Annotated in this window: 15 protein-coding genes; 6 read left to right on the forward strand and 9 right to left on the reverse strand. The window is 58.5% G+C overall.

Annotated features, from left to right (window positions below):
• The first annotated feature begins 15 nt into the window (after positions 1–15).
• From atpD to fdhD, 3 genes are all read left to right on the forward strand, one after another.
• Positions 16–1,470: a F0F1 ATP synthase subunit beta gene (gene atpD, locus ACQZ6D_RS24665; RefSeq protein WP_003516750.1), complete on the forward strand. Its 1,455-nt coding sequence runs from the start codon at positions 16–18 to the stop codon at positions 1,468–1,470.
• Between the two features lie 129 nt (positions 1,471–1,599).
• Positions 1,600–2,010 carry a F0F1 ATP synthase subunit epsilon gene (locus ACQZ6D_RS24670; protein WP_003516751.1) on the forward strand — a complete coding sequence of 137 codons (411 nt, stop codon included), beginning with the start codon at positions 1,600–1,602 and terminating at the stop codon, positions 2,008–2,010.
• 277 nt (positions 2,011–2,287) lie between these two features.
• A complete protein-coding gene (gene fdhD, locus ACQZ6D_RS24675) occupies positions 2,288–3,103 on the forward strand; it encodes a formate dehydrogenase accessory sulfurtransferase FdhD (protein ID WP_080800154.1) in 816 nt (271 codons plus the stop codon).
• A 43-nt stretch (positions 3,104–3,146) separates the two neighbouring features.
• On the opposite strand, the gene ACQZ6D_RS24680 is transcribed toward fdhD, so the two are convergent.
• The 5 genes from ACQZ6D_RS24680 to ACQZ6D_RS24700 form a co-directional block, all read right to left on the reverse strand.
• A complete protein-coding gene (locus ACQZ6D_RS24680; protein ID WP_038492338.1) occupies positions 3,147–4,919 on the reverse strand; it encodes a methyl-accepting chemotaxis protein in 1,773 nt (590 codons plus the stop codon).
• Positions 4,920–5,291: 372 nt separating this feature from the next.
• Positions 5,292–5,768, reverse strand: a complete 477-nt coding sequence (locus ACQZ6D_RS24685) for a chemotaxis protein CheW (RefSeq protein ID WP_003504949.1) — start codon at positions 5,766–5,768, stop codon at positions 5,292–5,294.
• Positions 5,769–5,935: 167 nt separating this feature from the next.
• Positions 5,936–10,096 carry a translocation/assembly module TamB domain-containing protein gene (locus ACQZ6D_RS24690; RefSeq protein WP_448730150.1) on the reverse strand — a complete coding sequence of 1,387 codons (4,161 nt, stop codon included), beginning with the start codon at positions 10,094–10,096 and terminating at the stop codon, positions 5,936–5,938.
• Between the two features lie 45 nt (positions 10,097–10,141).
• On the reverse strand, positions 10,142–12,067 hold the full coding sequence (locus ACQZ6D_RS24695) for an autotransporter assembly complex protein TamA (RefSeq protein ID WP_065705239.1): 1,926 nt from the start codon (positions 12,065–12,067) through the stop codon (positions 10,142–10,144).
• A gap of 175 nt (positions 12,068–12,242) precedes the next feature.
• The gene (locus tag ACQZ6D_RS24700; RefSeq protein ID WP_003492347.1) at positions 12,243–12,494 is read right to left on the reverse strand and encodes a YMGG-like glycine zipper-containing protein; all 252 of its coding nucleotides are present in this window, start codon (positions 12,492–12,494) and stop codon (positions 12,243–12,245) included.
• A gap of 371 nt (positions 12,495–12,865) precedes the next feature.
• On the opposite strand from ACQZ6D_RS24700, the gene hemA reads away from it, so the two are divergent.
• Positions 12,866–14,083: a 5-aminolevulinate synthase gene (gene hemA, locus ACQZ6D_RS24705; protein ID WP_003516756.1), complete on the forward strand. Its 1,218-nt coding sequence runs from the start codon at positions 12,866–12,868 to the stop codon at positions 14,081–14,083.
• Between the two features lie 35 nt (positions 14,084–14,118).
• On the opposite strand, the gene dxr is transcribed toward hemA, so the two are convergent.
• Positions 14,119–15,312 (reverse strand): 1-deoxy-D-xylulose-5-phosphate reductoisomerase, encoded by a 1,194-nt coding sequence (gene dxr / locus ACQZ6D_RS24710; protein WP_065703393.1) that lies wholly within the window; start codon positions 15,310–15,312, stop codon positions 14,119–14,121.
• Between the two features lie 163 nt (positions 15,313–15,475).
• Between dxr and ACQZ6D_RS24715 the strand changes: the two genes are divergently transcribed.
• Together ACQZ6D_RS24715 and ACQZ6D_RS24720 are read left to right on the forward strand one after the other, a co-directional pair.
• Positions 15,476–16,177, forward strand: coding sequence for a phosphatase PAP2 family protein (locus ACQZ6D_RS24715; protein WP_065703394.1), 702 nt, complete (start codon positions 15,476–15,478; stop codon positions 16,175–16,177).
• Between the two features lie 27 nt (positions 16,178–16,204).
• Positions 16,205–17,461, forward strand: a complete 1,257-nt coding sequence (locus ACQZ6D_RS24720; RefSeq protein WP_065703395.1) for an FAD-dependent oxidoreductase — start codon at positions 16,205–16,207, stop codon at positions 17,459–17,461.
• Between the two features lie 6 nt (positions 17,462–17,467).
• Here ACQZ6D_RS24720 and ACQZ6D_RS24725 read toward each other — a convergent pair whose 3' ends face one another.
• From ACQZ6D_RS24725 to ACQZ6D_RS24735, 3 genes are read right to left on the reverse strand one after another with little or no spacing between them, the layout of a single operon-like run.
• Positions 17,468–18,394, reverse strand: a complete 927-nt coding sequence (locus ACQZ6D_RS24725; RefSeq protein ID WP_065703396.1) for an ROK family protein — start codon at positions 18,392–18,394, stop codon at positions 17,468–17,470.
• A gap of 3 nt (positions 18,395–18,397) precedes the next feature.
• Positions 18,398–19,564 carry an N-acetylglucosamine-6-phosphate deacetylase gene (gene nagA / locus ACQZ6D_RS24730; RefSeq protein WP_065703397.1) on the reverse strand — a complete coding sequence of 389 codons (1,167 nt, stop codon included), beginning with the start codon at positions 19,562–19,564 and terminating at the stop codon, positions 18,398–18,400.
• A complete protein-coding gene (locus ACQZ6D_RS24735; RefSeq protein WP_003516766.1) occupies positions 19,561–20,583 on the reverse strand; it encodes an SIS domain-containing protein in 1,023 nt (340 codons plus the stop codon). Before ACQZ6D_RS24735 ends, nagA begins: the two co-directional genes overlap by 4 nt.
• Positions 20,584–20,604: the final 21 nt, after the last annotated feature.

A 20,604-nucleotide genomic window follows, 5' to 3' on the forward strand; every position in this document is an offset into this window, starting at 1 on the left:
AAGAGGGTAAGGATAATGGCTAAGGCAGCTACCCCCAAGAAAACCGCAGCGGTGAACGGCGCGGGCAAGGTTACCCAGGTTATCGGCGCTGTTGTCGACGTGGCGTTCGAAGGCGAACTGCCTCCGATCCTCAACGCGCTCGAAACCGATAACAACGGCAACCGCCTCGTTCTGGAAGTCGCTCAGCATCTCGGCGAAAACGTCGTACGCACGATCGCCATGGACTCGACCGAAGGTCTCGTCCGCGGTCAGGTCGTCGCTGATACGGGCGCCCCGATCGAGGTTCCGGTCGGTCTGGAAACGCTCGGCCGCATCATGAACGTCATCGGTGAGCCGGTTGACGAAGCAGGTCCGATCGTAACGGCCAAGAAGCGCGCCATCCACCAGGACGCACCGTCTTACGTCGAGCAGTCGACTGAAGGCCAGATCCTTGTTACCGGGATCAAGGTCGTTGACCTTCTGGCTCCTTACGCCAAGGGCGGCAAGATCGGCCTGTTCGGCGGCGCTGGCGTTGGCAAGACGGTTCTCATCATGGAACTGATCAACAACGTCGCCAAGGCGCACGGTGGTTACTCGGTATTCGCCGGCGTGGGTGAGCGTACCCGCGAAGGTAACGACCTCTATCACGAAATGATCGAGTCGAACGTCAACAAGCTTGGCGGCGGCGAAGGTTCCAAGGCAGCTCTCGTTTACGGCCAGATGAACGAACCGCCGGGCGCCCGCGCTCGCGTCGCTCTGACCGGTCTGACGATCGCTGAAAACTTCCGCGACGAAGGCCAGGACGTTCTGTTCTTCGTGGACAACATCTTCCGCTTCACGCAGGCTGGTTCGGAAGTGTCGGCTCTTCTCGGCCGTATTCCTTCGGCTGTGGGCTATCAGCCGACGCTCGCAACCGACATGGGCCAGATGCAGGAACGCATCACCACCACGAACAAGGGTTCGATCACCTCGGTTCAGGCGATTTACGTTCCCGCCGACGACTTGACCGACCCTGCACCGGCCACTTCGTTCGCGCACCTTGACGCAACGACGGTTCTGTCGCGTTCGATCGCAGAAAAGGGTATTTACCCGGCTGTTGACCCGCTCGACTCCACCTCGCGCATGCTCGACCCGATGATCGTCGGTGAAGAACACTACGAGGTTGCCCGTAAGGTTCAGTCGACCCTGCAGCGCTACAAGTCCCTTCAGGACATCATCGCCATCCTCGGCATGGACGAACTGTCGGAAGAAGACAAGCTGACGGTTGCCCGCGCCCGTAAGATCGAGCGCTTCCTGTCGCAGCCGTTCTTCGTTGCCGAAGTCTTCACCGGTTCTCCGGGCAAGCTCGTCGCACTCGAAGACACGATCAAGGGCTTCAAGGGCTTGGTCAACGGCGAATACGACAGCCTGCCGGAAGCAGCTTTCTACATGGTCGGTTCGATGGAAGAAGCCATCGAAAAGGCAAAGAAGCTGACTGCTGAAGCTGCCTGATTATGAATTGGCGGGCGCGTGGTTCGACCACGCGCCTTGCCGACGGTGACGGTGAAACCGGAACGGCTTTGCCGGCGTTTTAATAAACAAGTCCGTGACGCCCGCGTAATTGAAAAGAAGTGAATAGCCATGGCTGACAGTTTCAAATTCGATCTCGTTTCCCCGGAACGTCTGCTGGTTTCCGAAACGGTTACGGAAGTCGTCATTCCGGCTACGCTGGGTGAGATGACGGTTCTGGCGAATCACGCGCCCACCATGACGACGATCAAGCCGGGCCTGGTGACGGTGAAATTCGCCTCTGGCGAAACCCATAAATACGTCGTTTTCGGTGGTTTTGCCGATATTCTTCCGACAGGTTGCACGCTTCTCGCCGAATCCGCTGTTTCGGCTGACGATATGTCCCCTGACACGCTGCAGAAGCGCATCGATTTGGCCAAGGCCGAAATCCAGGAAGGCAATCATCACCACGAACATCTGACCAAGCTTGAAAAGCATCTCTACGAACTGACGAACCTGCATGAGGTTCTCGTCGCCGCTTGAAAGCACCGGGCGGGTTCGAAAGAATGACTGTCCACACAATACCGAAAACAAAAAAGCGGCCGTTTCGGTCGCTTTTTTGTTTTCGGCCACTGCCTGTTTTCTTAAGCAGGCAGAAAAATCTGAGTTCTCGTTCCAGTAAAAGCGTCTCGGTCCGCTCATTACGTTTGCGGAAATCGATTCCGATTTTCAGGGCGATAGGCTAGACATGAGGGTGAAAAGTAACATCGCTGTTGTCGATCGAGAGCAGACGAGAAGTCATGTTTCTTGTCATGGAGGGATGATCGCCGTGTCGATAGAAGCCAGTTATCGAAGGGTCGCAAGATCCGCGCTGCGACAGGGCGCCCTCAGCACGGGGGAGCGCGCCGTGCCGGAGGAGGTGCCGGTTGCCTTTTCTTACGGCGGCAGCACCCATGCCGTGATGATGGCTAGTCCCGCTGATCTTGTCGATTTCGCCGTCGGCTTCAGCCTGACGGAGGGCATCATATCGGCACGCACCGAAATCCGGGCGATAGAGGTCATTGAAGCCGGGCAGGGCTATGATGTCCAGGTGGATCTGATGGATGCCGAGGCTGATGCCCTGCGGGCGAGACGGCGGCATATGGCGGGTCCGGTTGGTTGCGGTCTGTGCGGGATCGAATCCATAGAACAGGCGGTTCGCGTGGTCCCCGATCTCAGCGGCGCGAGAATGTCGATCCACGGTGATGATATCGTTGCCGCGGTGAAAGCACTGAGCGACGCACAAAGCCTCAACCGCGAAACGAGAGCCGTTCACGGTGCGGGTTTTTATAGTCCTCAAGATGGTTTGCTTGCGGTGCGCGAAGATGTCGGTCGCCACAATGCGCTGGACAAGTTGGCCGGTGCTGTCGTGAATGCCGGTATTTCCGCCAAGACAGGCATTGTTGCCGTCACCAGTCGCCTGTCGGTGGAGATGGTTCAGAAGACAGCGATCCTTGGTAGTCCGGTTATGGCAGCAATTTCGGCTCCTACCGCGCTTGCCATCGAAACCGCCGAGAGTGCGGGCATCACGCTTGTTGCGCTGGTGCGGGGTGAAGACTTCGAAATCTTCACCCGTGCGGACCGCGTCATTTTATAATGCCAGTTGCCGGCCGGCATTGGCATCCGGGCTTCGAAGCATACTAAAACTCCGCCCATTCGGGCGCAGCATTTCCGTGAGACCTTGCCGTTGTGTATCGCGGCTGTGGTGCTGTCAGCCTCGTTATTGCAGCGGGTCTTTTATTGATCGGCTGGGCGGATGATACCTGTCCTTCGCGCGATATTCTGAACTGCCGCAGCAATTCGTGCAGGTTGTCCGCTTCATTGGCGAGGCCGTGGCTGGCGGCAGTGGTTTCTTCCACCATGGCGGCGTTTTTCTGGGTCGCCTGATCCATAACGTTGACGGCCTGGTTGATTTCTCTCAGACCGTTGGCCTGTTCGCGCGAGGCCTCGACGATGGCCGAGACGTTGGCATCGATTTCGCCCATTTGCGATTGAATATCCCGCAGCGCACCGCCGGTTCTGCCAACCAGATCGACGCCATTGGCGACCTGTTCGCGGGAGGTGTTGATGAGGGACTTGATTTCCTTGGCAGCAACGGCGGATCGTTGCGCGAGTTCCCGCACCTCTTGGGCGACCACCGCGAAACCCTTGCCCGCTTCACCGGCACGAGCAGCTTCCACGCCCGCATTCAGCGCCAGTAGATTGGTCTGGAATGCGATGTCGTCAATGACGCCGATGATGTTGGTGATTTCACCGGAGGAGCGCGAAATCGCGTCCATGGCGGAAATTGCCTGCTGAACGACTTCACCGGAATGTTCGGCATGTTCTCTCGTGCGCAACACCAGTTTCCCGGCCTCGCCGGCGCGCTGGCTGGCATCGGTCACGGTGGTGGTGATTTGCTCCAGCGCCGCTGCTGTTTCTTCCAGCGAGGCCGCCTGCTGTTCGGTTCGCTGCGACAGCTGATCGGCGGCTATGCGGATTTCACCCGAGCCGGATGCGATTGTCGAAGCATTGTGAGCGATCGTCTGCATGGTGGACTGAAGCTTGCCGACCACGTCGTTGAAGTCCTGGCGCAATTTCTCCATGCTGGGCACGAAGCTGCTATCGAGGCGCTGCACCAGGTCACCCTCGGCCAGTGCCTGCAAGGCATCGGCGAGAAGGGTGATGGCGCTCATACGCGGCGTCACGTCGGTTGCGAATTTCACAACCTTCACCACCTTGCCTGTCTCATCCAATACCGGGTTGTAAGCGGCCTGGATCCATATCTCCTTGCCGTTCTTTCCATAACGAACAAATTCGTCCGAGATGAATTCTCCGGATGCCAGCCGCGGCCAGAAATTGGCATAGGCTGGCGATGCTGCATAGGCCGGATCGCAGAACATACGGTGGTGCCGGCCTTCGATTTCCTTGAGGTCGTAGTTGACAGTGGCGCAGAAATTCGGATTGGCGGTAATGATCGTGCCATCCGGCAAAAATTCGATGGTGGCCTGGGAGCGTGAAAGCGCTTCGAGTTTGCCAGCATCTTCTACAGCCTTGATCTTCTTGGCTGTGATGTCGGTCGCTATCTTGACAACCTTATAGGGTTTGCCTGACCTGAAGACGGGGTTGTAGGAGGCCTCGATCCATATGGTCGATCCATCCTTGCGTATGCGGCGATATTCCTTGCCCTGAAATTCGCCGCGCGCAAGAGATTCCCAGAATTCCTGGTATGCGTGCGATGCGACAAATTCCCGGTCGCAGAAGATACGATGATGCTTGCCGACGATCTCCGCGAGATCATAGCCCAGCGTCACACAGAAATTGCTGTTTGCCGTAAGAATATTGCCTTTAAGATCGAATTCTATGACTGCCTGCGATCTGGATATCGCATCGAGCATATTTCGATTGTCTGCGCTTTTCCCTAACCCCAGCATTAACGTCCCCCAAATAGCGGCCTCGGCGCGCGCTGCCGCACAGGAGGTGTGGTCGGCGCCGTATCATGTTGAACAACGAACAGGTTCTGCCGCCAAAGGCAGCAATGCAGGCACTTGCGACTTGTCTGCCTCGGTCAGGTATCGGACCCCGCGTGATGTGATGTAGGCGCGATACTGTTCGTCGGCTTTTAATATTAGATATCTATAATATTAAAATGTTCTTATTTAATAAAAGAGACGGTCATGAAAACAAAAACCGCCGGGCAGGTGCTCCGGCGGTTTGGTTCAATGGTCAATAGTCTCGTATTTGAGCCTTTGTTCTTAGGTTGCCTAAGAACGCGAACCGGCCGTCATGCAAAGGAATTGCAACGATCAGGCGGCGAGATCTTCCGCTTCGGTTCCCTTGAACATCTTTGCAAGGTTCAGGAAGCAGATCATGCCATGTTCGTTGGCAATGATGCCTTCGGAGTAGGACTTGTCGAAAGAGGCCGAGATTTCCGGAACCGGCTGGACCTGATTTGCCGGGATCGTCAGAATGTCCGAAACGCGATCGACGAGCATGCCGATGACCATGTTGTGCACTTCGGCCACCACGATGGCGCTTCTTTCATTTGCGACGGTGCTTTTCATTCCGAGTTTGTGTGCGAGATCGATGATCGGAATAACCGAACCGCGCAGGTTCATGACGCCGATGACGTCTTTCGGCGCGTGGGGAATGGGCGTTGAAGGCGCCCAACCGCGAATTTCGCGGATAGTCGTCGTCTTCACGCAGAATTCCTGATCATGCAGGCGGAATGCGATGATTTCGAGCGTCTCGCCGCCAAAGTTGGTAGAGTTTATCATTGCCATCAGAATTCTTCCCAATGCTCGCTGTGGAGGCCAGCGCAAGTGCACCGACACTTGCATATGCGAATTTGGCGTTCTGCCTGGTGCCTGAACAGCCGGAAACAATATTTTCCGCCTTCAATGGAAGATTCGTAGCATGAGATGGTTTCGCAAACCTAAATGCGAAGACTTCAATATTCTTTCTCGTAAAATATACCGGCTGCACCTTCGCCATTACCGCCCGCTTCACCGCGCAGCTTCACGCCGCGCCCGACATCGAGGTTGATGATGGCCTTTGCGCCGGAATCGCCGCTTTGCTGCAGTTCGAGATAGGTTCGCTCGTTGAGATATTTTCCGGCGGAAACGCGGGCCTGGCCTTCCGAATCCGTCGAGATGTCGAGATCGTCGACGCCGAGATTGCTTCGGAGCTTGTCGAACAACGATGTGGAGCGCCCGCCGGCAAGCTGGGCTGCCGCATCCGCCAGCCGCGCGATCTGCAAGGCCGAGAGCTTGGACATGGATTGGCCGAAGATCAGCTGTGCCATAACCTCATCCTGCGGCAGAGCCGGGGTTGAGGAGAAGGCGAATGTCGGGTCGTTGGCATTGCCGGAAACCGCAACCGTGATGGTGGCGGAACCAGCGGTGGACTGCGCCTCCATATCCAGAACCGGCACGAGGCCGCCGCCGAAGGTTATCTTGCCCGTATTGAAATCGAGACGGCGGGTGAGAATTTCGAGCCGTCCACGGCGCATTTCAAAACCGCCGGAGATGACGGGAACAGCCGCCGTGCCGCGAATGGTCAGGTTGCCCGTCAGTTCGGCATCGACGCCCCGCCCACGCACGAAAATGCCGCTCGGTGCGCTCACCTGCAGATCGAGATTGATGGTCGATGAACTACCACTGCCGCCCTGATCGTTGCCGAGTGCCTTTACCTGCGCCCGCACCTGCGGCGGGGCGTTCTTGTGCTTGACGTCGATTTCCGTCAGCGAGGCTGGAAGTTTCTCCGGGATGGTGATGGCGCTTCTGTCCAGCGTCAGCTTGCCGCCAAGCACGGGCGAATTCAGAAGCGGACCCTTCAGCGTCAGCGTGCCGCTTACGATGGTCGTCACCAGCGTGCCATCATTGTAACCGGCGCGGTCCAACGTGATCGTGATGTCGGCTGGAAAGCCCGAACCGCCCGTTATACCGACGCTACCCGTTCCCGAGATCGTTCCACCGCCAGCAAGCTTTCCCGTCAGCCGGGAGATGACGGCGCGATCACGATCGAAGGTGACCGTTGCTGCCAGCCCGTTGACCGTGAGGTTACGGCGCACATCGGTCAGGCGCGTACCATCGGTGGTGATGCTGCCGGTAACGACAGGCGCGGAAGCGCTGCCGGAAATCTTCACATCGATGGCGGCGGTGCCGTCCACATCGAGGCCCTGTGCTGCGGTTTGTGCGGCAACGGCGGAGAAGGGCAACCTCCCGGAAAAGGCCATGGAAAGCGGACGGTTACCGGCGATGCCGAGGGAGCCGCCGCCCGAAAGCGACATGCCGCCCTGACCGGTCACATTCGTATCGATCTGCAAGGTGCCGCCGGCGAAACGGCCGTTTGCCTTGATGCCGAGCGCTGCAAGCCCTGCCGCACGCGTCTGGGCAACCTCGGCATTCGTCCAGTTCAGATTATAATCGACCGCTGGATCTGAAGCCGTGCCCTTGGCGCTGACTGTCCCGGATATACTCCCCGCCGCATCCAGCCCGATGGCGAAGGCATTTGCGAGGTTCGCGGGCAGCGAGCGGATATTGGCGTTGATGTCGAGTGTCGAACCCGCCGTGCCGTTTACCTCGACTCGCCCGTCGCCGGTGATGATAGTCAGACCGGAGATGCGGGCCGTGCCGTTCTCGATCGCAATTGTACTCGGCTTTTCGAGCCGTACGGCAATGCCCTTGGGGGCGGCCGAGAAGGCATCGAGCCGCACGGTCATCGGCGATCCTGCGGTATTGGCGCTGCCCTTTACCACGAGCGGCGCATTGTCGTAGCGTCCGTTGACATCGAAGTTGGTGGTCGTGCCGGAATGGCCAATGGTCGCATTCAGCGCCGAAATCGCCGCGGTGCCAGCATTGACGCTGTCGGCGCTGACCTTGCCGTTGATGGCGAGCGCCCGAAGGTCGTCAATGGAGATATCGGCAGCGAGCTTCGAAATAACCGTTGTGCCCTGGCGGATGCTGCCGCCATTCGCCTTTATCGTCGCGGCAATCCGGCCGTTATCGTTACTGAGTACGATGTCGCCGGCAATATCGCCATCTGCCTGTTGCGCGGCAAGTGCCGCCAGCAGGGCCAAGTCCGGGAAATTGAACGACAGATTGCCAGATGGCAGGAATTGTTGCGAGAATTGCAGCTTGCCGTTCAAGATGTTGCGACCCACTGCCACATGAAGCTCGGGTATTGCCGTGCCGTTTTCTGTCTGCACCACATTGGCGTTGGCGTCGATCTTCTGCCGGTCGAGGCTGCCGCTGGCGGTCAGTTTTGCCTGCGGTGCGGCCGGATCGGCCTTGCCTGCGGCATTGACCTTGAGGGCTTCAAGCTTCCGTCCGGCAAGAGTGGCACTTTCGGAGCTTAAGGTGACATTGAAGTCGGGCGCGGCAAGCGCGCCGCTGGCTTCAATTGCAAAATCGGCAACGCCCTTTGCCTGTGGCGTCAGTTTTTCGAGAGCGGGAAACTTGCCCGTCAGATTGGCGCTCAACGCGTCGTCTTCGAGACTGACATCACCTGTCGCTTCAATTGTTCCGGATTTGACCACGAGGTTCTGAACGCTTGTGCGCCCGCCAATGATCAGGTCGATATCGCCCTGCAAAGCTATGGTGGTATCGAATTTTTCCGCCAGCGCTGGCGGCAGGGTGGCGGGCAACGCGAAGAGCTGCACGCTGGATGTCAGGCGATTGTTGGCGAGGTCGAAACTGCCGTTCAGCGTTCCGCCGACACTGGCGCTCTCCAGCGTCGCGCCGTCAAAGCCGATCGTCGAGGAGGTAAGGCTGACCGGCGCCTTGATGGTGACCGGCGCACGCACCAGCCGGTCGATATCCGGGCTGACGAAGGACGATTGTGCCACGGAGAGAATGGTGTCGATGGTGCCGCTGCGATCGGCAATGTTGAGATTGCCGCTCCTGGCCGTCAGCTTGACATCATCAAGCCTACCCTGTGGGAGGGAAAGGCTGCGCAACGATGCCGTGGTGTTGAGATGAGCGGCATCAGCGTTGCCTTTCAGGGAAAGATCAATGCCATTGATGAGGGCCTGGATCTCGCCATTGTTCAGCGGCCAGCGGAAATCCACTGACCCGGCGGTGCCGATGAGGTTGGCACTAAGATCGTTCTGGCCGTTCGGATCCACGGTGCCCGAGGCCGTCAGCAGCAATGTGCCGGTTTCCAGCGTGCTGCTGCCGATTTCGATGCGGCCCTGTGGTGAGAGCGTGGCGTTTGCATCAAGTTTCGTCTCGCCTGCAAAAAGCTGTCGGAAAGCGGGGGGCAGAAGCAGATCGGGCTGGCCGCCGCCTGCGACCTCGATACGCCGCGTGCCGTCGTCTCCTAGTAGATGGTGGCCGGTGACGTTGAGCACGGGGTTGCCGGCGACGTTGCCGCGCAGAGTGCCAGTCCAGTCAGAAAGCGGACCTTCACCGTTCACATCGATCGCCACGGCGGGTGTGCCCGGAAGCGAGAGCAGCGTGGCCAGAAGCCCGCCCTCGGGCTCCTTCATCTCCGCTTTCAACTTCAAGACATTTTCATTCGGCAGAAACGCGATGTCTGCATTGACCGCAGCGTCCGGCGTGCTCTGCCGGTGGGCAGTGAGCGATAGCCTGATATCGTCCTGCGCGGCCTTGAGATTGCCCTCGGCGGTCAGCTCGAAGTCGCGGCCAAGAAGGGATTGTCCGAGGCTAATATCGGGGAAATCGAAACTGTCGATGTCGATTTCAATCGGCAGGGACGAACTGCCGGAGCTTTTGGTCGATGTTTGCTCAGCGGGAAGCGGTTTGCGATCGACATCAATCGATCCGGCCGACACCCTGTCGGCGTGGAAGGTTCCGGCAAGAAGCGAGAGCGGCGACCAGTCAACGGCGATCTGGTTCACACGGGCGTAAGGTCCCTGCCGATCCGCAAGAGTGACATTGTCGAGCCGCAGGCGACCGGTCAAAAGACCGCTGGGTGGAGAGATTTCGATTGTCTGGTCGGGCGTGGAAACGAGCGATGAAATCTGCTTTGCGGCAATTCTTGCACCCATCGGGGTGAGACCGACGAACAGAACCGCAAGCAACACCAGCACCACGCCGCAAAGAGCAGCGTAGCCCAGCCATTTCAGCAATCGAATCAACGTTGTCATCAAGCGTAATCTACACTCTGTTGCTAGGGTGTTCGATGGCGGCGTTTAAAAAGACTGGCCGATGCCAGCATAAATGCCGAAATTGTTGCCACCATCATATTTTTCAAGCGGCATGGCGACATCAAGACGCAAAGGCCCAAAGGGCGTTGCGTAACGCAAACCAATACCGGCGCCAGCCCGGATATCGGAGAAATCAGGGGTTACGCTGTCGGATACCACACCCGCATCGATGAAGGGCACGATTCCGATCGTATCGGTGACCTTGATACGGGCTTCGATGGAGCCAACCACGTAAGAGCGGCCGCCAGTTGCATCACCGGCTGCATTATAGGGCGATATTTCCTGGTAGCTATAGCCGCGGACGGATCCGCCGCCGCCGGCATAAAAGCGCCTTGTGGTCGGTATGTCCTGCAGATTGCTGCCGCCGACGAGCACGCCGCCGGAAAGCTTTCCGGCCATGATCAAGCGATCTTCGGCGCCGAGTCCCTTATAACCCGAAATAGAGCCTTCAAAGGAGGAAAAGAAAGTGCCGTTCAGCGCTTCATAGCTGGGCTTGGCGGCCACCGATGCACGAAAGCCTTCAGTGGGGTTGAGCTTGTCGTCGCGCGTATCGCGAACGAATTCCAGCGGTATGGAGGTGGTCAGATATTTGTTCTTGCCGAATGCGTCTTCGGTATCTGCCCACTGCACCTCGAGACCGGCGGCTGCGGTATCGGTGTCGTTCAGCTCATAACTGAAACCGGCGGCTCCCGTTATGGTCTTGGCCTCATAGGTATCGGGATGTTCGGTCTTGGCGATCAGGCTGGTCTTGAATGTGGTGCGCGGGTTGAACATGCCGGGCTTTGTGAAGGTGATGCCCGCCGAATAGTCCATGCCTTCGACGCTCGATGCTTCGGCGATGCGTGAAACCGAACCCTCGATCCGCAGCGATTCCGCCTGCCCGAACAGGTTCCTGTGGCCCCAATACCCCTGGAGGCCAATGCCTTCCGTGGTGGAATATTGTGCGCCGACGCCGAAATAACGGTGCTTGCCCTCTGACACCTCGATGGTGAGCGGAATGGAGCCATCGCGTGACAGCGTTCCTGCTTCCTTGATTGTCAGGCTGGAAAAGACGCCGAGCTGGCGTAGCCGGTCGGCGGCCTTGCGCAGTTTTTCCGGGGAGTAGGGTTCGCCGCCATTGAGGCGCGAATAACGGCGGATGAAGTCGCCGTCGACGGTTTTTTCGCCGGTGACGGTGACCGCGCCGAGCGGTGCCACGGGGCCACCTTCGGCAGCCATGGTAATATCGACCGTGTTCGTCGCGTGGTTTGCAACGGCCTCGCGTTTCGTCAGCTTCGCAAGCGGGCGGCCTTCGGCTTTCAGATCATCGATCAGTTTGTTGCCGGCGCGGATGATTGCCAGAGATCCGGCATCGCCGCCGGTGACGAGACCGTATTCTTCAAGGTTGCGGCCCGTCACATCACCCTCGAGCCTGATATTGCCGAGCGTGAAGACCGGGCCGGGTGTGACGGTTATGACCACCGGCACCGGAGCGGAGTGATCGAAGACCGGATTGGGTGGCAGATCGTCCACATCCTTGCCGGCGACCGTGACCTTGACGATGCCGCCATATCGGGCGTTTTCGTAAAGCGCTGCGATCAGCCTGTCCCTGTCATCACGCGCCTTGATCAGGAGGCCGAGATCGCCGGAGGCCGGTTTGTCCTTGTCGGCCAGAAGAAGCGAGCTGTTTTCCAGGCTGTCTTTGAGAGATTTGTCTGCATCGGCAGCATTCAGCGTCACGGCATATTTGACCGGATTTATAACTTCGATCTCCGGTTCTTCCGAACCCCAGAGACGCACGCCGAACAGCTTGAAAGCAAAAGCATCGCGAGTAAACGCCGGGTACAGGGCGAACGTAACGGCAACCGCAAGAGCGGTGCCAGCTTTCCCATACGCAATACCTGTCTTCGGGTTAGTCCGTGTTCTTCGCATAAGCTGCTTTATGGTTGAGCATTTATTATGGCTCTGACCCGTTTCCTGTCCGTTAACAGTGCAGTTTAATCATAAATAAACGGCGTTGAGGACCCTTCGGACTGTGTTTTGCCCGCCTTAACGCAAAAAGCCCCGGATGACCGGGGCTTCTGTGCAACGGTATCTCGTGCAGCTATTAACGGCAACGCGCCGTGTAACGCTGACCGTACTGGTCGCGATAATAGCAATAGCCCGGTTCGGATGCATTGCCGATCAACGCGCCGCCAACGCCACCGATCGCCGCGCCCACTGCCGCGCCACGAACGTTGCCCGTGATAGCGCCGCCCAGGACCGCACCGGAAACGGCACCGATCGAAGCACCCTTTTCAGTCTGCGTGCAGCTTGCAAGCGACAGGCCGACCAGCGCAAATATGATTGCCTTTTTCATGAAACTCTCTCCAACGTTACAATGAGCTCTTCGGCTCGGTAGGCGTCCCATATTTATCTGCGGCGACTGCTACCTCCGACCGCCACAGATAACTAACAATTCGATACCGTTTAGGGAAGCCTCCTCTTTCAGGCGTTCTTCCGCGCGTAAATCGATTGCGTCCCAAACAACGGCGCCGTTTGAAAAAGGTTCCAAATTTCCGGGTTTTTTGATGTGAATCAATTTTGTACTTTTCATCGGCGTCTATAAACGGTTTATTGGAATGGTTCAAAACAACGGCGAATTGACGCAGACGTGGTTAAAGCAGCTCGCAAGGGTTGACGGTCCCGGTGTCGAGGCAGAAAACGATCTGGTCAATTCTGGAGCATGGCATGGACTTCGAGGCATTTTTTACGACGGAACTGCAGAGCCTGCATTCTGAGGGACGCTATCGCGTTTTTGCGGATATCGAACGCCAGCAGGGCAATTTTCCCCGCGCGACACGGTACAACGCCAATGGCGAGCGCAAGGACGTAACCGTCTGGTGTTCCAACGATTATCTGGGCATGGGCCAGAACCCCAAAGTCATCGAAGCCATGAAAGCCGCCATCGATCACTGTGGCGCGGGTGCGGGAGGCACCCGGAACATTTCTGGGACCAACCATCATCACGTCCTGCTCGAACAGGAACTTGCCGATCTGCACGGCAAGGAATCGGCGCTGATCTTCACGTCGGGTTACGTTTCCAACTGGGCGACACTCGGCACACTTGGCCAGAAAATTCCGGGCCTCATCATTTTCTCCGATGCGCTCAACCATGCCTCGATGATCGAAGGCATCCGTTACGGCCGTTGCGAGCGGGTGATCTGGAAACACAATGATCTCGAAGATCTCGAGGCAAAGCTCAAGGCAGCCGATCCAAGCGCGCCGAAGCTCATCGCCTTTGAATCCGTCTATTCGATGGATGGCGATATCGCCCCGATCAAGGAAATCTGCGATCTTGCCGATCGTTATGGCGCCATGACCTATCTCGACGAAGTCCATGCCGTTGGCATGTACGGACCGCGCGGCGGCGGTATTGCCGAGCGCGAAGGCCTGATGGATCGCCTGACGATCATCGAGGGAACGCTCGGCAAGGCTTTCGGCGTGATGGGCGGTTATATTGCCGGGTCCACGGCGGTCTGTGATTTTATCCGTTCTTTCGCCTCCGGTTTCATCTTCACGACGGCCCTGCCGCCGTCGCTCGCTGCCGGCGCAATCGCCTCGATCCAGCATCTGAAGGCAAGCCCCTTTGAGCGCGCCCGCCATCAGGACCGGGTGCGCAAGCTGCGGGGGCTTCTGGATGCACGCGGCATTCCGCATATGGACAATCCCAGCCATATCGTACCGGTCATGGTGGGCGATGCCGCCAAGTGCAAATGGATTTCGGATATCCTGCTCGACAATCACGGCGTCTATGTGCAGCCGATCAATTATCCGACCGTGCCGCGCAAGACCGAGCGTCTGCGCATCACCCCGACACCGCTGCACACCGATGCCGACATCGAACAGTTGGTCGGCGCGTTGCACCAGCTCTGGTCGCATTGTGCGCTGGCGCGTGCCGTGGCTTAAGGCCGCAGTTCAAACAAGAGAAAATCTGGCCGCGTTTACGCGGCCTTTTCTTTGCTGGCGATCAGTTCCCGCGCGTGATTGCGGGCTTCCCCGTCCGCCGAAAATACGTCTTCGATGCTGTTGGCTGATCGGCCGTCATGCATGCGGTCCATGACCGTTTCGACGATTTCGGCCATATCGAGAAAACCGATGCCGCCTTCGACGAAGGCGTGAAAGGCGGTTTCTTCGGCGGCATTCAGAGCCGCGCCCTGCAAGCCTCCGCGCTCCAGCGCCGTGCGCGCCAGTCGGAGTGCTGGAAACCGGGTTTCATCAGGCGCTTCGAAATCGAGCCGCGCCAGTTTGGCGAAATCCAGGCGTTCGACATTGAGATTGCCGCGCTCAGGATAGGTGAGGGCATAAGAGATGGCGGTTCGCATATCGGGCGAGCCGAGCTGGGCGATATAGGAGCCATCCGTATAACCCACCATCGAATGTATGATCGACTGCGGATGAACGATCACCTCCACCTGCTCGGGCTTGAGATCGAAGAGATATTTCGCCTCGATCATTTCCAGCCCCTTATTGAACATCGAGGCGCTGCCGATCGATACCTTCAACCCCATCGACCAGTTGGGATGTGCGCGGGCGATATCTGCCGTGACATTGGCCATCTGCTCACGCGACCAGGTGCGAAAGGGTCCGCCGGATGCGGTGAGTACGATGCGCTCCACGGCCTGTTTGTGATCGCCCGTCAGGCACTGGAAGATCGCACTATGTTCGCTATCGACCGGGATCAACCTGCCACCGCCCTGTTTGACCGTGCGCAGGAAAACATTGCCTGCGGAAACGAGGCATTCCTTGTTTGCAAGCGCTATGTCTGCGCCGCGCCGTGCGGCTGTCAATGTCGGGGCAAGACCAGGTGTTCCGGCAATCGCTGCCATTACCCAGCCGGCCTCCATCGAGGCCGCTTCTTCGAGGCCGGATTTGCCTGCCGCAACCTCAATGCCGGTGCCGGCAAGGGTCGCTTTCAGCGCTTCGTATTTGCCATCCTCGGCGGTTACCGCAAGCTGTGCGCCGAATTCACGCGCCTGTTGCGCCAGAAGATCGATGTTTCCGGCGCCGGTGAGCGCCAAAACCTCGAATTGTCTGCGACCACCCAGCTGACGGACGACATCCAGTGTGTTCGTACCGATCGAACCCGTCGAACCCAATATCGTCAGCCTGCGTGGCATTTCACTGGTATCTGTCATCTTCCGTCCGTCGGTCGTTTCCGGTTGCCCGAAACCGATGCATAGTTTCTGGCGACATGCACTAGCCTCTACTCGTGAAAACCCGTCATAACAAGGACACAGCCGGGCTATTGTTTTTGCGGATGGCAAAGCCATATGCAAGAAAAACGATGAGAGAATATTGATGCGACGTTTTCTGGTTTCCAGCGGTTGGATTTTTGCGGCAAGCCTTGTGCTGGTTCTGGTCTTTATTCCTTTCGACCCACGCCTTTCGGAACATGCTCAAGCCCTGCCGGGAAGGATAGTTTCCTTCAATCGCTCCATTACCGATTTCGGTACTTTCAGCTGGATGCTTTATTCCACCGGCGCTCTTGCCATCCTTGCCTATGTCGGCGCGCGTGTCCTGCAGGCGCGGACCTATGCCGGCCGGCTGAGAACGGCATGGCGGCTTCTCGCTTACTTCTTCCTGACGATCGGAACGGCGAGCATATTGGTCCACACGCTGAAATTCCTGATCGGGCGGGCGCGGCCGGAGCTTTTTCTGGAAATGGGTGCCTATAGCCTCACGCCTTTTACCGGTGACAATCTTTATGAGAGCTTCCCGTCAGGCCATTCGACGGCTGCCGGGGCGTTTTTCGGTGTTTTCGCCATGCTGATGCCGCGCTTCCGCTGGGCGTTCCTGCTGCTTGCCCTTGTCATTGGTGTTTCGCGCGTCATCGTCGGCGCGCATTATCCAAGCGATGTGGCCGCCGGGCTGTTGCTTGGCATGTGGACGGCCATGGCCTTCGCCTTTATCTTTGCCCGGTCCGAAATGCTTTTCCGTTTCGATGCACATGGTTGGCCACAGCCGAAAAATGCAAACCTGCCGGCGACGGATGCACGATAGAGACGTTTAACGGACAGGGGGGCGGTGATGGAAGAAGCGAAAGTCGTGCCGGAGAATGACGGCAGGGCCGTTCAGCACATCCGCACGTCCGTTGTCGTGGCGGGTGGCGGGCCGGCCGGCCTGATGCTCGGCCTTTTGCTTGCCCGCAGCGGTATAGACGTAACGGTTGTCGAGAAACATGGAGATTTTCTGCGCGATTTTCGCGGCGACACCATTCACCCCTCCACGCTTGAACTGATGGAGCAGCTGGGTTTCGCCGAGGAGTTCCTGAGCCTCCCGCATACGCGTGCGCCACGGCTGAACGCAGTCATCGGCGGCGAGCGTATCACGATCGCGGATTTTTCGCGGCTGCCGGTCCATCATCGTTTCATTGCCTTCATGCCGCAATGGGATTTTCTCAATTTTATCGTCGGCAAGGCCGGGCAATATGAGAATTTTCGGCTGCTGATGAATGCGCCGGTAACCGGCCTGATCGAGCGCGACGGGCGTGTTGGTGGCCTCATGGTCAATACGCCGGAAGGCGCAATCGAGATCGCCGCTGATCTGGTGGTGGGCGCGGATGGCCGCAACTCCATCGTCCGCGAGGCGGCGGAGCTTGAAGTACAGCGCTTCGGCATCCCGACCGAGGTGCTTTGGATGCGCCTTTCGAGACAGCCGGGTGATCCGGCCGACACCATGGGCCATGCGGGTTCGCGGCAGGGTTTCGTGATGATCAACCGCGGTGACTACTGGCAATGCGGGTACGTGGTGCGCAAGGGCTTTTTCGCTGACATGAAGATTGAGGGGCTTGAAGCCTTCAGGAACCGGGTTGCGGAAATCTGCCCTTTCCCGCGCGAGAGGCTCGACGAAGTTACGAGCTGGGATGACGTGCATCTGCTCACCGTCCGTATCGATCGGTTGAAGCGCTGGTGGAAGCCCGGCCTGATCTGCATCGGCGATGCGGCCCATGCCATGTCGCCCGTCGGCGGTGTCGGCATCAATCTTGCCATTCAGGATGCGGTTGCCGCGGCCAATGTTCTGGTGCCGGTATTCACATCCGGCCGGACCATTGCCGATGACCACCTTGCCGCCATAGAGAAACGGCGATCCTTTCCAACCAAGGCCACGCAATTCTTGCAGCGGATGATGCGTGTCGGTCGCAAGAAAGAGCAGACGGAAACGGCGGAAAAGCCGAAAGGCCCACCCGCCATCGTTAGGGCGATCATGCGGTTTCCACTTTTTGCCCATCTGACCGGCAGGCTGGTGGGGCTGGGCTTTCGTCGGGAAAAGATCGAGACGGTGTGACGCGGCTTAAGCCGCGTTTACGATTTCCTTGGCATATTTCAGTCCAATAACGGCGGAACCAATCAGCCCCGGCTCGATCCGGCAAATGGCAGGCACGACGAGCGGCCTGTCGAAGCGCCTGAGAATGCGACCCCTGACGGCTTCGTCCAGAGCTGTCACGAGTTCCCTTGAATTCGAAAGCCCGCCGCCGACGGGCACGATGGTTGCGCCGGTGACATTGATCACCATCGCCAGCGGTGAGGCGAGAATATCAATGAGTACATCGATAGTTCTTGCGGCTTGCGCATCGCCTGCCTGCCAGGCGGCAATAATATCCTCACTGGTCATATCCTGCCCGTGAAGATGCAGATGCAGCTTTTCCATGCCGCGCGCGCTGCCGATCGCGTCGACACAGCCGGTGAGGCCGCAACCGCATTCGAATCGCGGCAGCGATACCGGTGGATTGCCGGCCAATGTCGCGGCCACTGGCCCATGTCCCCACTCGCCAGCGAAGCCGCCGTCGCTGTTGATGAGCTTGCCGTCAATCACCAGCCCGCCGCCGACACCTGTTCCAAGGATAACGCCGAAGACGACGCGATGTCCTTGTCCGGAGCCGATTTCCGATTCGGCGATCACGAAACAATCCGCATCGTTCGAAACGATAACAGGAAGGTTCAGGGCTTTTTCCAGATCGTCTTTTAACGTTCTGCGGTGAATGCTGGGAATATTGGCGACTGTCGCCTTTCCCGTATCAAGATCGATGACGCCCGCGATCGACAGTGATACGCAGTCGGGTGTGCCGCCGCTGTTGTCGATGACGGATTTCAAGCCGGCAGCGAAGTCTTCGAAGCTGGTTTTGGGCGTTGGTATACGCGGTACGGGGCGAATATCGTCCGGGGCATGGGCAATCGCGCCCTTGATGGTCGTTCCGCCGATATCGAAACAAACGATCATGGTTCAGACTCCGGAACGTGTGGCATCGTAGATTTTTTCTCCGCCAATCCATGTTGAATGCATCTGGAGGTCTGGTGTCAGCATCACGAAATCAGCATCGAAACCGGGCAGGAGTTTTCCCTTGCCGGAGGCGCCGATTGCCTGCGCCGGATAGGCGGATGCCATTCGCAAAGCTTCTTCCAGCGGCATTTCCATCTTCTCACGCATGAAACGGATGCAGGAGAGCATGTCTATATCCGCTCCCGCCAGCGTGCCGTCGGCCAACGTTAGCCGTCCACCGTTGCGATAGACGCGCCGGCCGTTCAGTTCGAAACCGTCATCATCCGTGCCGATGGTGGACATGGCGTCGGTGACAAGGAAGATGCGGGCCGGGCCATTCTTGGCGCGCAGCGCAATGCCGATTGCGGCCGGATCGACATGGAATCCGTCGGCTATAAGCCCGCAATGCAACTTGCCGTTCGAAAGTGCGGCCCCGACCAGCCCCGGCTCGCGGTGGCCAAGCGGGCTCATGGCATTGAAGAGATGCGTTACCATGGATGCGCCTGCATCAGCATAGGCCGTCGCAACATCGAGACCGGTGTCGGTATGGCCGAGGCTGACGACGATGCCGGCGTCGCTGAGTGCTGCAACCTGCTCGACAGTAACATTTTCCGGGGCAATGGTTGTCAGCACGAAGGGGAGTTCCGCCCTGCAGCCGGTTAGGACTGCGAGGTCGTCTATCTCCATCTTGCGGATCAACGCCGGATCATGCGTGCCCTTGCGCGCGACAGAAAGATGCGGCCCCTCGAAATGCAGGCCGAGGAAACCGGGCACATGCTGCTTGCCCGCGGCAATCCCCGCCTGCGCCGCCCTGAAAGTCACGTCCGACCGGTCGGTGATGAGCGTCACCATCAAAGCCGTCGTGCCGAACTGGGCGTGGGCGGAGCAGATGCGGGCAATGCCAGCCACATCCGGCTGGTTGTTGAACATGACGCCGCCACCGCCATTGACCTGAAGGTCGATGAAGCCCGGCGCGATCAACAGCCCATCTGTATCGATCACTTCGGCGTCGGCAGGCACGCTGTCCAGGACAGCGGCAACGCGCCCTTCGCGGATCAGGAGCACCTTGTCATCATGCCATTCGGCGCCATCGAAAATGCGGGCGCCGACAAATGCCTTTATGCCGCTCATTGGGTCTCAGTCACCTTTTTCAATGCCACTGGAGCATCCGGGTTGAAGCCTCTTGCGCGCGACAATTGCTCGATGAAGCCGTAAAACGGTGCGATAAGCAGCAATGCATCGGTCAGGGGATGGTTGGTTTCCACGAAGGGCAAGGGCTTGGCCGGGCTACCCTTGGCAGATGTGACGAAAACATTGGCGCCTTTGTGGGCAAGGCTTGCGGCAATATCCGTAACGGAGGTCTCGGCGCGGTCGCGCGCGGCAAAGGCGATTACCGGAAATTTCGGTGCGACCAGCGAAACCGGGCCGTGCATGACTTCTGCCGACGAATAGGCTTCCGCGTGCAGCTCGCAGGTTTCCTTGCATTTCAGCGCGGCTTCCGCGGCAATCGCAAGGGCGGGGCCGCGGCCCAGCATATAAAGTGAATCCTCACCCTTCACAGCCTCGCCAATATGGCTCCAGTCAAGTGCGATTGCCTTGGCGAAATTCTGCGGCAGGGTGCTGACGGCCTTCGCGAGCAGGCTGTCTTCCGTCCATTCGGCAAGGATGGCCAGACCGGCGACAATGGAGTTGACGAAGGACTTGGTTGCGGCAACTGCCTTTTCCGGTCCCGCCTGGATGTCGATGGCGTGATTGGCTGCGTCTCCAAGGGGGGAGGGCAGGGTGTTCACGAGGGAGAAGGTAAGCGCTCCGCCCTTGCGGGCACTTTCCGCCAAAGCGACGATGTCAGGGCTTTTGCCCGATTGCGATACGGCGAAGGCTGCCGCCCGTTCCAGCCGCAATTTCGTCTGGTAGATCGAGGCGAGCGAAGGGCCGAGCGAGGCGACTGGAAGCCCCGTCTGTAACTCGATCGCATATTTCAGGAAATGCGCGGCGTGATCGGACGATCCGCGCGCAATGGTGACGATAACGGCCGGGTCACGGGCTTTCAGCTTGTCTCCGGCCTGCCGGAAGTCGGCACTGGTATTGTCCAGCAGACGGGCGACGGCATCGGGAATCTCGTTGATTTCCTGGCGCATCAGGGTTGTCATCGTTTTCTGTCCTTGGTCGAT

Source organism: Agrobacterium sp. 22-3639C2 (assembly GCF_053522105.1).

Bases quoted from the DNA above. Each gene is read 5' to 3' on its own strand.
- atpD (WP_003516750.1), top strand. From the start codon at position 16: ATGGCTAAGGCAGCTACCCCCAAGAAAACCGCAGCGGTGAACGGCGCG.
- ACQZ6D_RS24670 (WP_003516751.1), top strand. From the start codon at position 1,600: ATGGCTGACAGTTTCAAATTCGATCTCGTTTCCCCGGAACGTCTGCTG.
- fdhD (WP_080800154.1), top strand. From the start codon at position 2,288: ATGATCGCCGTGTCGATAGAAGCCAGTTATCGAAGGGTCGCAAGATCC.
- ACQZ6D_RS24680 (WP_038492338.1), bottom strand. From the start codon at position 4,919: ATGCTGGGGTTAGGGAAAAGCGCAGACAATCGAAATATGCTCGATGCG.
- ACQZ6D_RS24685 (WP_003504949.1), bottom strand. From the start codon at position 5,768: ATGGCAATGATAAACTCTACCAACTTTGGCGGCGAGACGCTCGAAATC.
- ACQZ6D_RS24690 (WP_448730150.1), bottom strand. From the start codon at position 10,096: ATGACAACGTTGATTCGATTGCTGAAATGGCTGGGCTACGCTGCTCTT.
- ACQZ6D_RS24695 (WP_065705239.1), bottom strand. From the start codon at position 12,067: ATGCGAAGAACACGGACTAACCCGAAGACAGGTATTGCGTATGGGAAA.
- ACQZ6D_RS24700 (WP_003492347.1), bottom strand. From the start codon at position 12,494: ATGAAAAAGGCAATCATATTTGCGCTGGTCGGCCTGTCGCTTGCAAGC.
- hemA (WP_003516756.1), top strand. From the start codon at position 12,866: ATGGACTTCGAGGCATTTTTTACGACGGAACTGCAGAGCCTGCATTCT.
- dxr (WP_065703393.1), bottom strand. From the start codon at position 15,312: ATGACAGATACCAGTGAAATGCCACGCAGGCTGACGATATTGGGTTCG.
- ACQZ6D_RS24715 (WP_065703394.1), top strand. From the start codon at position 15,476: ATGCGACGTTTTCTGGTTTCCAGCGGTTGGATTTTTGCGGCAAGCCTT.
- ACQZ6D_RS24720 (WP_065703395.1), top strand. From the start codon at position 16,205: ATGGAAGAAGCGAAAGTCGTGCCGGAGAATGACGGCAGGGCCGTTCAG.
- ACQZ6D_RS24725 (WP_065703396.1), bottom strand. From the start codon at position 18,394: ATGATCGTTTGTTTCGATATCGGCGGAACGACCATCAAGGGCGCGATT.
- nagA (WP_065703397.1), bottom strand. From the start codon at position 19,564: ATGAGCGGCATAAAGGCATTTGTCGGCGCCCGCATTTTCGATGGCGCC.
- ACQZ6D_RS24735 (WP_003516766.1), bottom strand. From the start codon at position 20,583: ATGACAACCCTGATGCGCCAGGAAATCAACGAGATTCCCGATGCCGTC.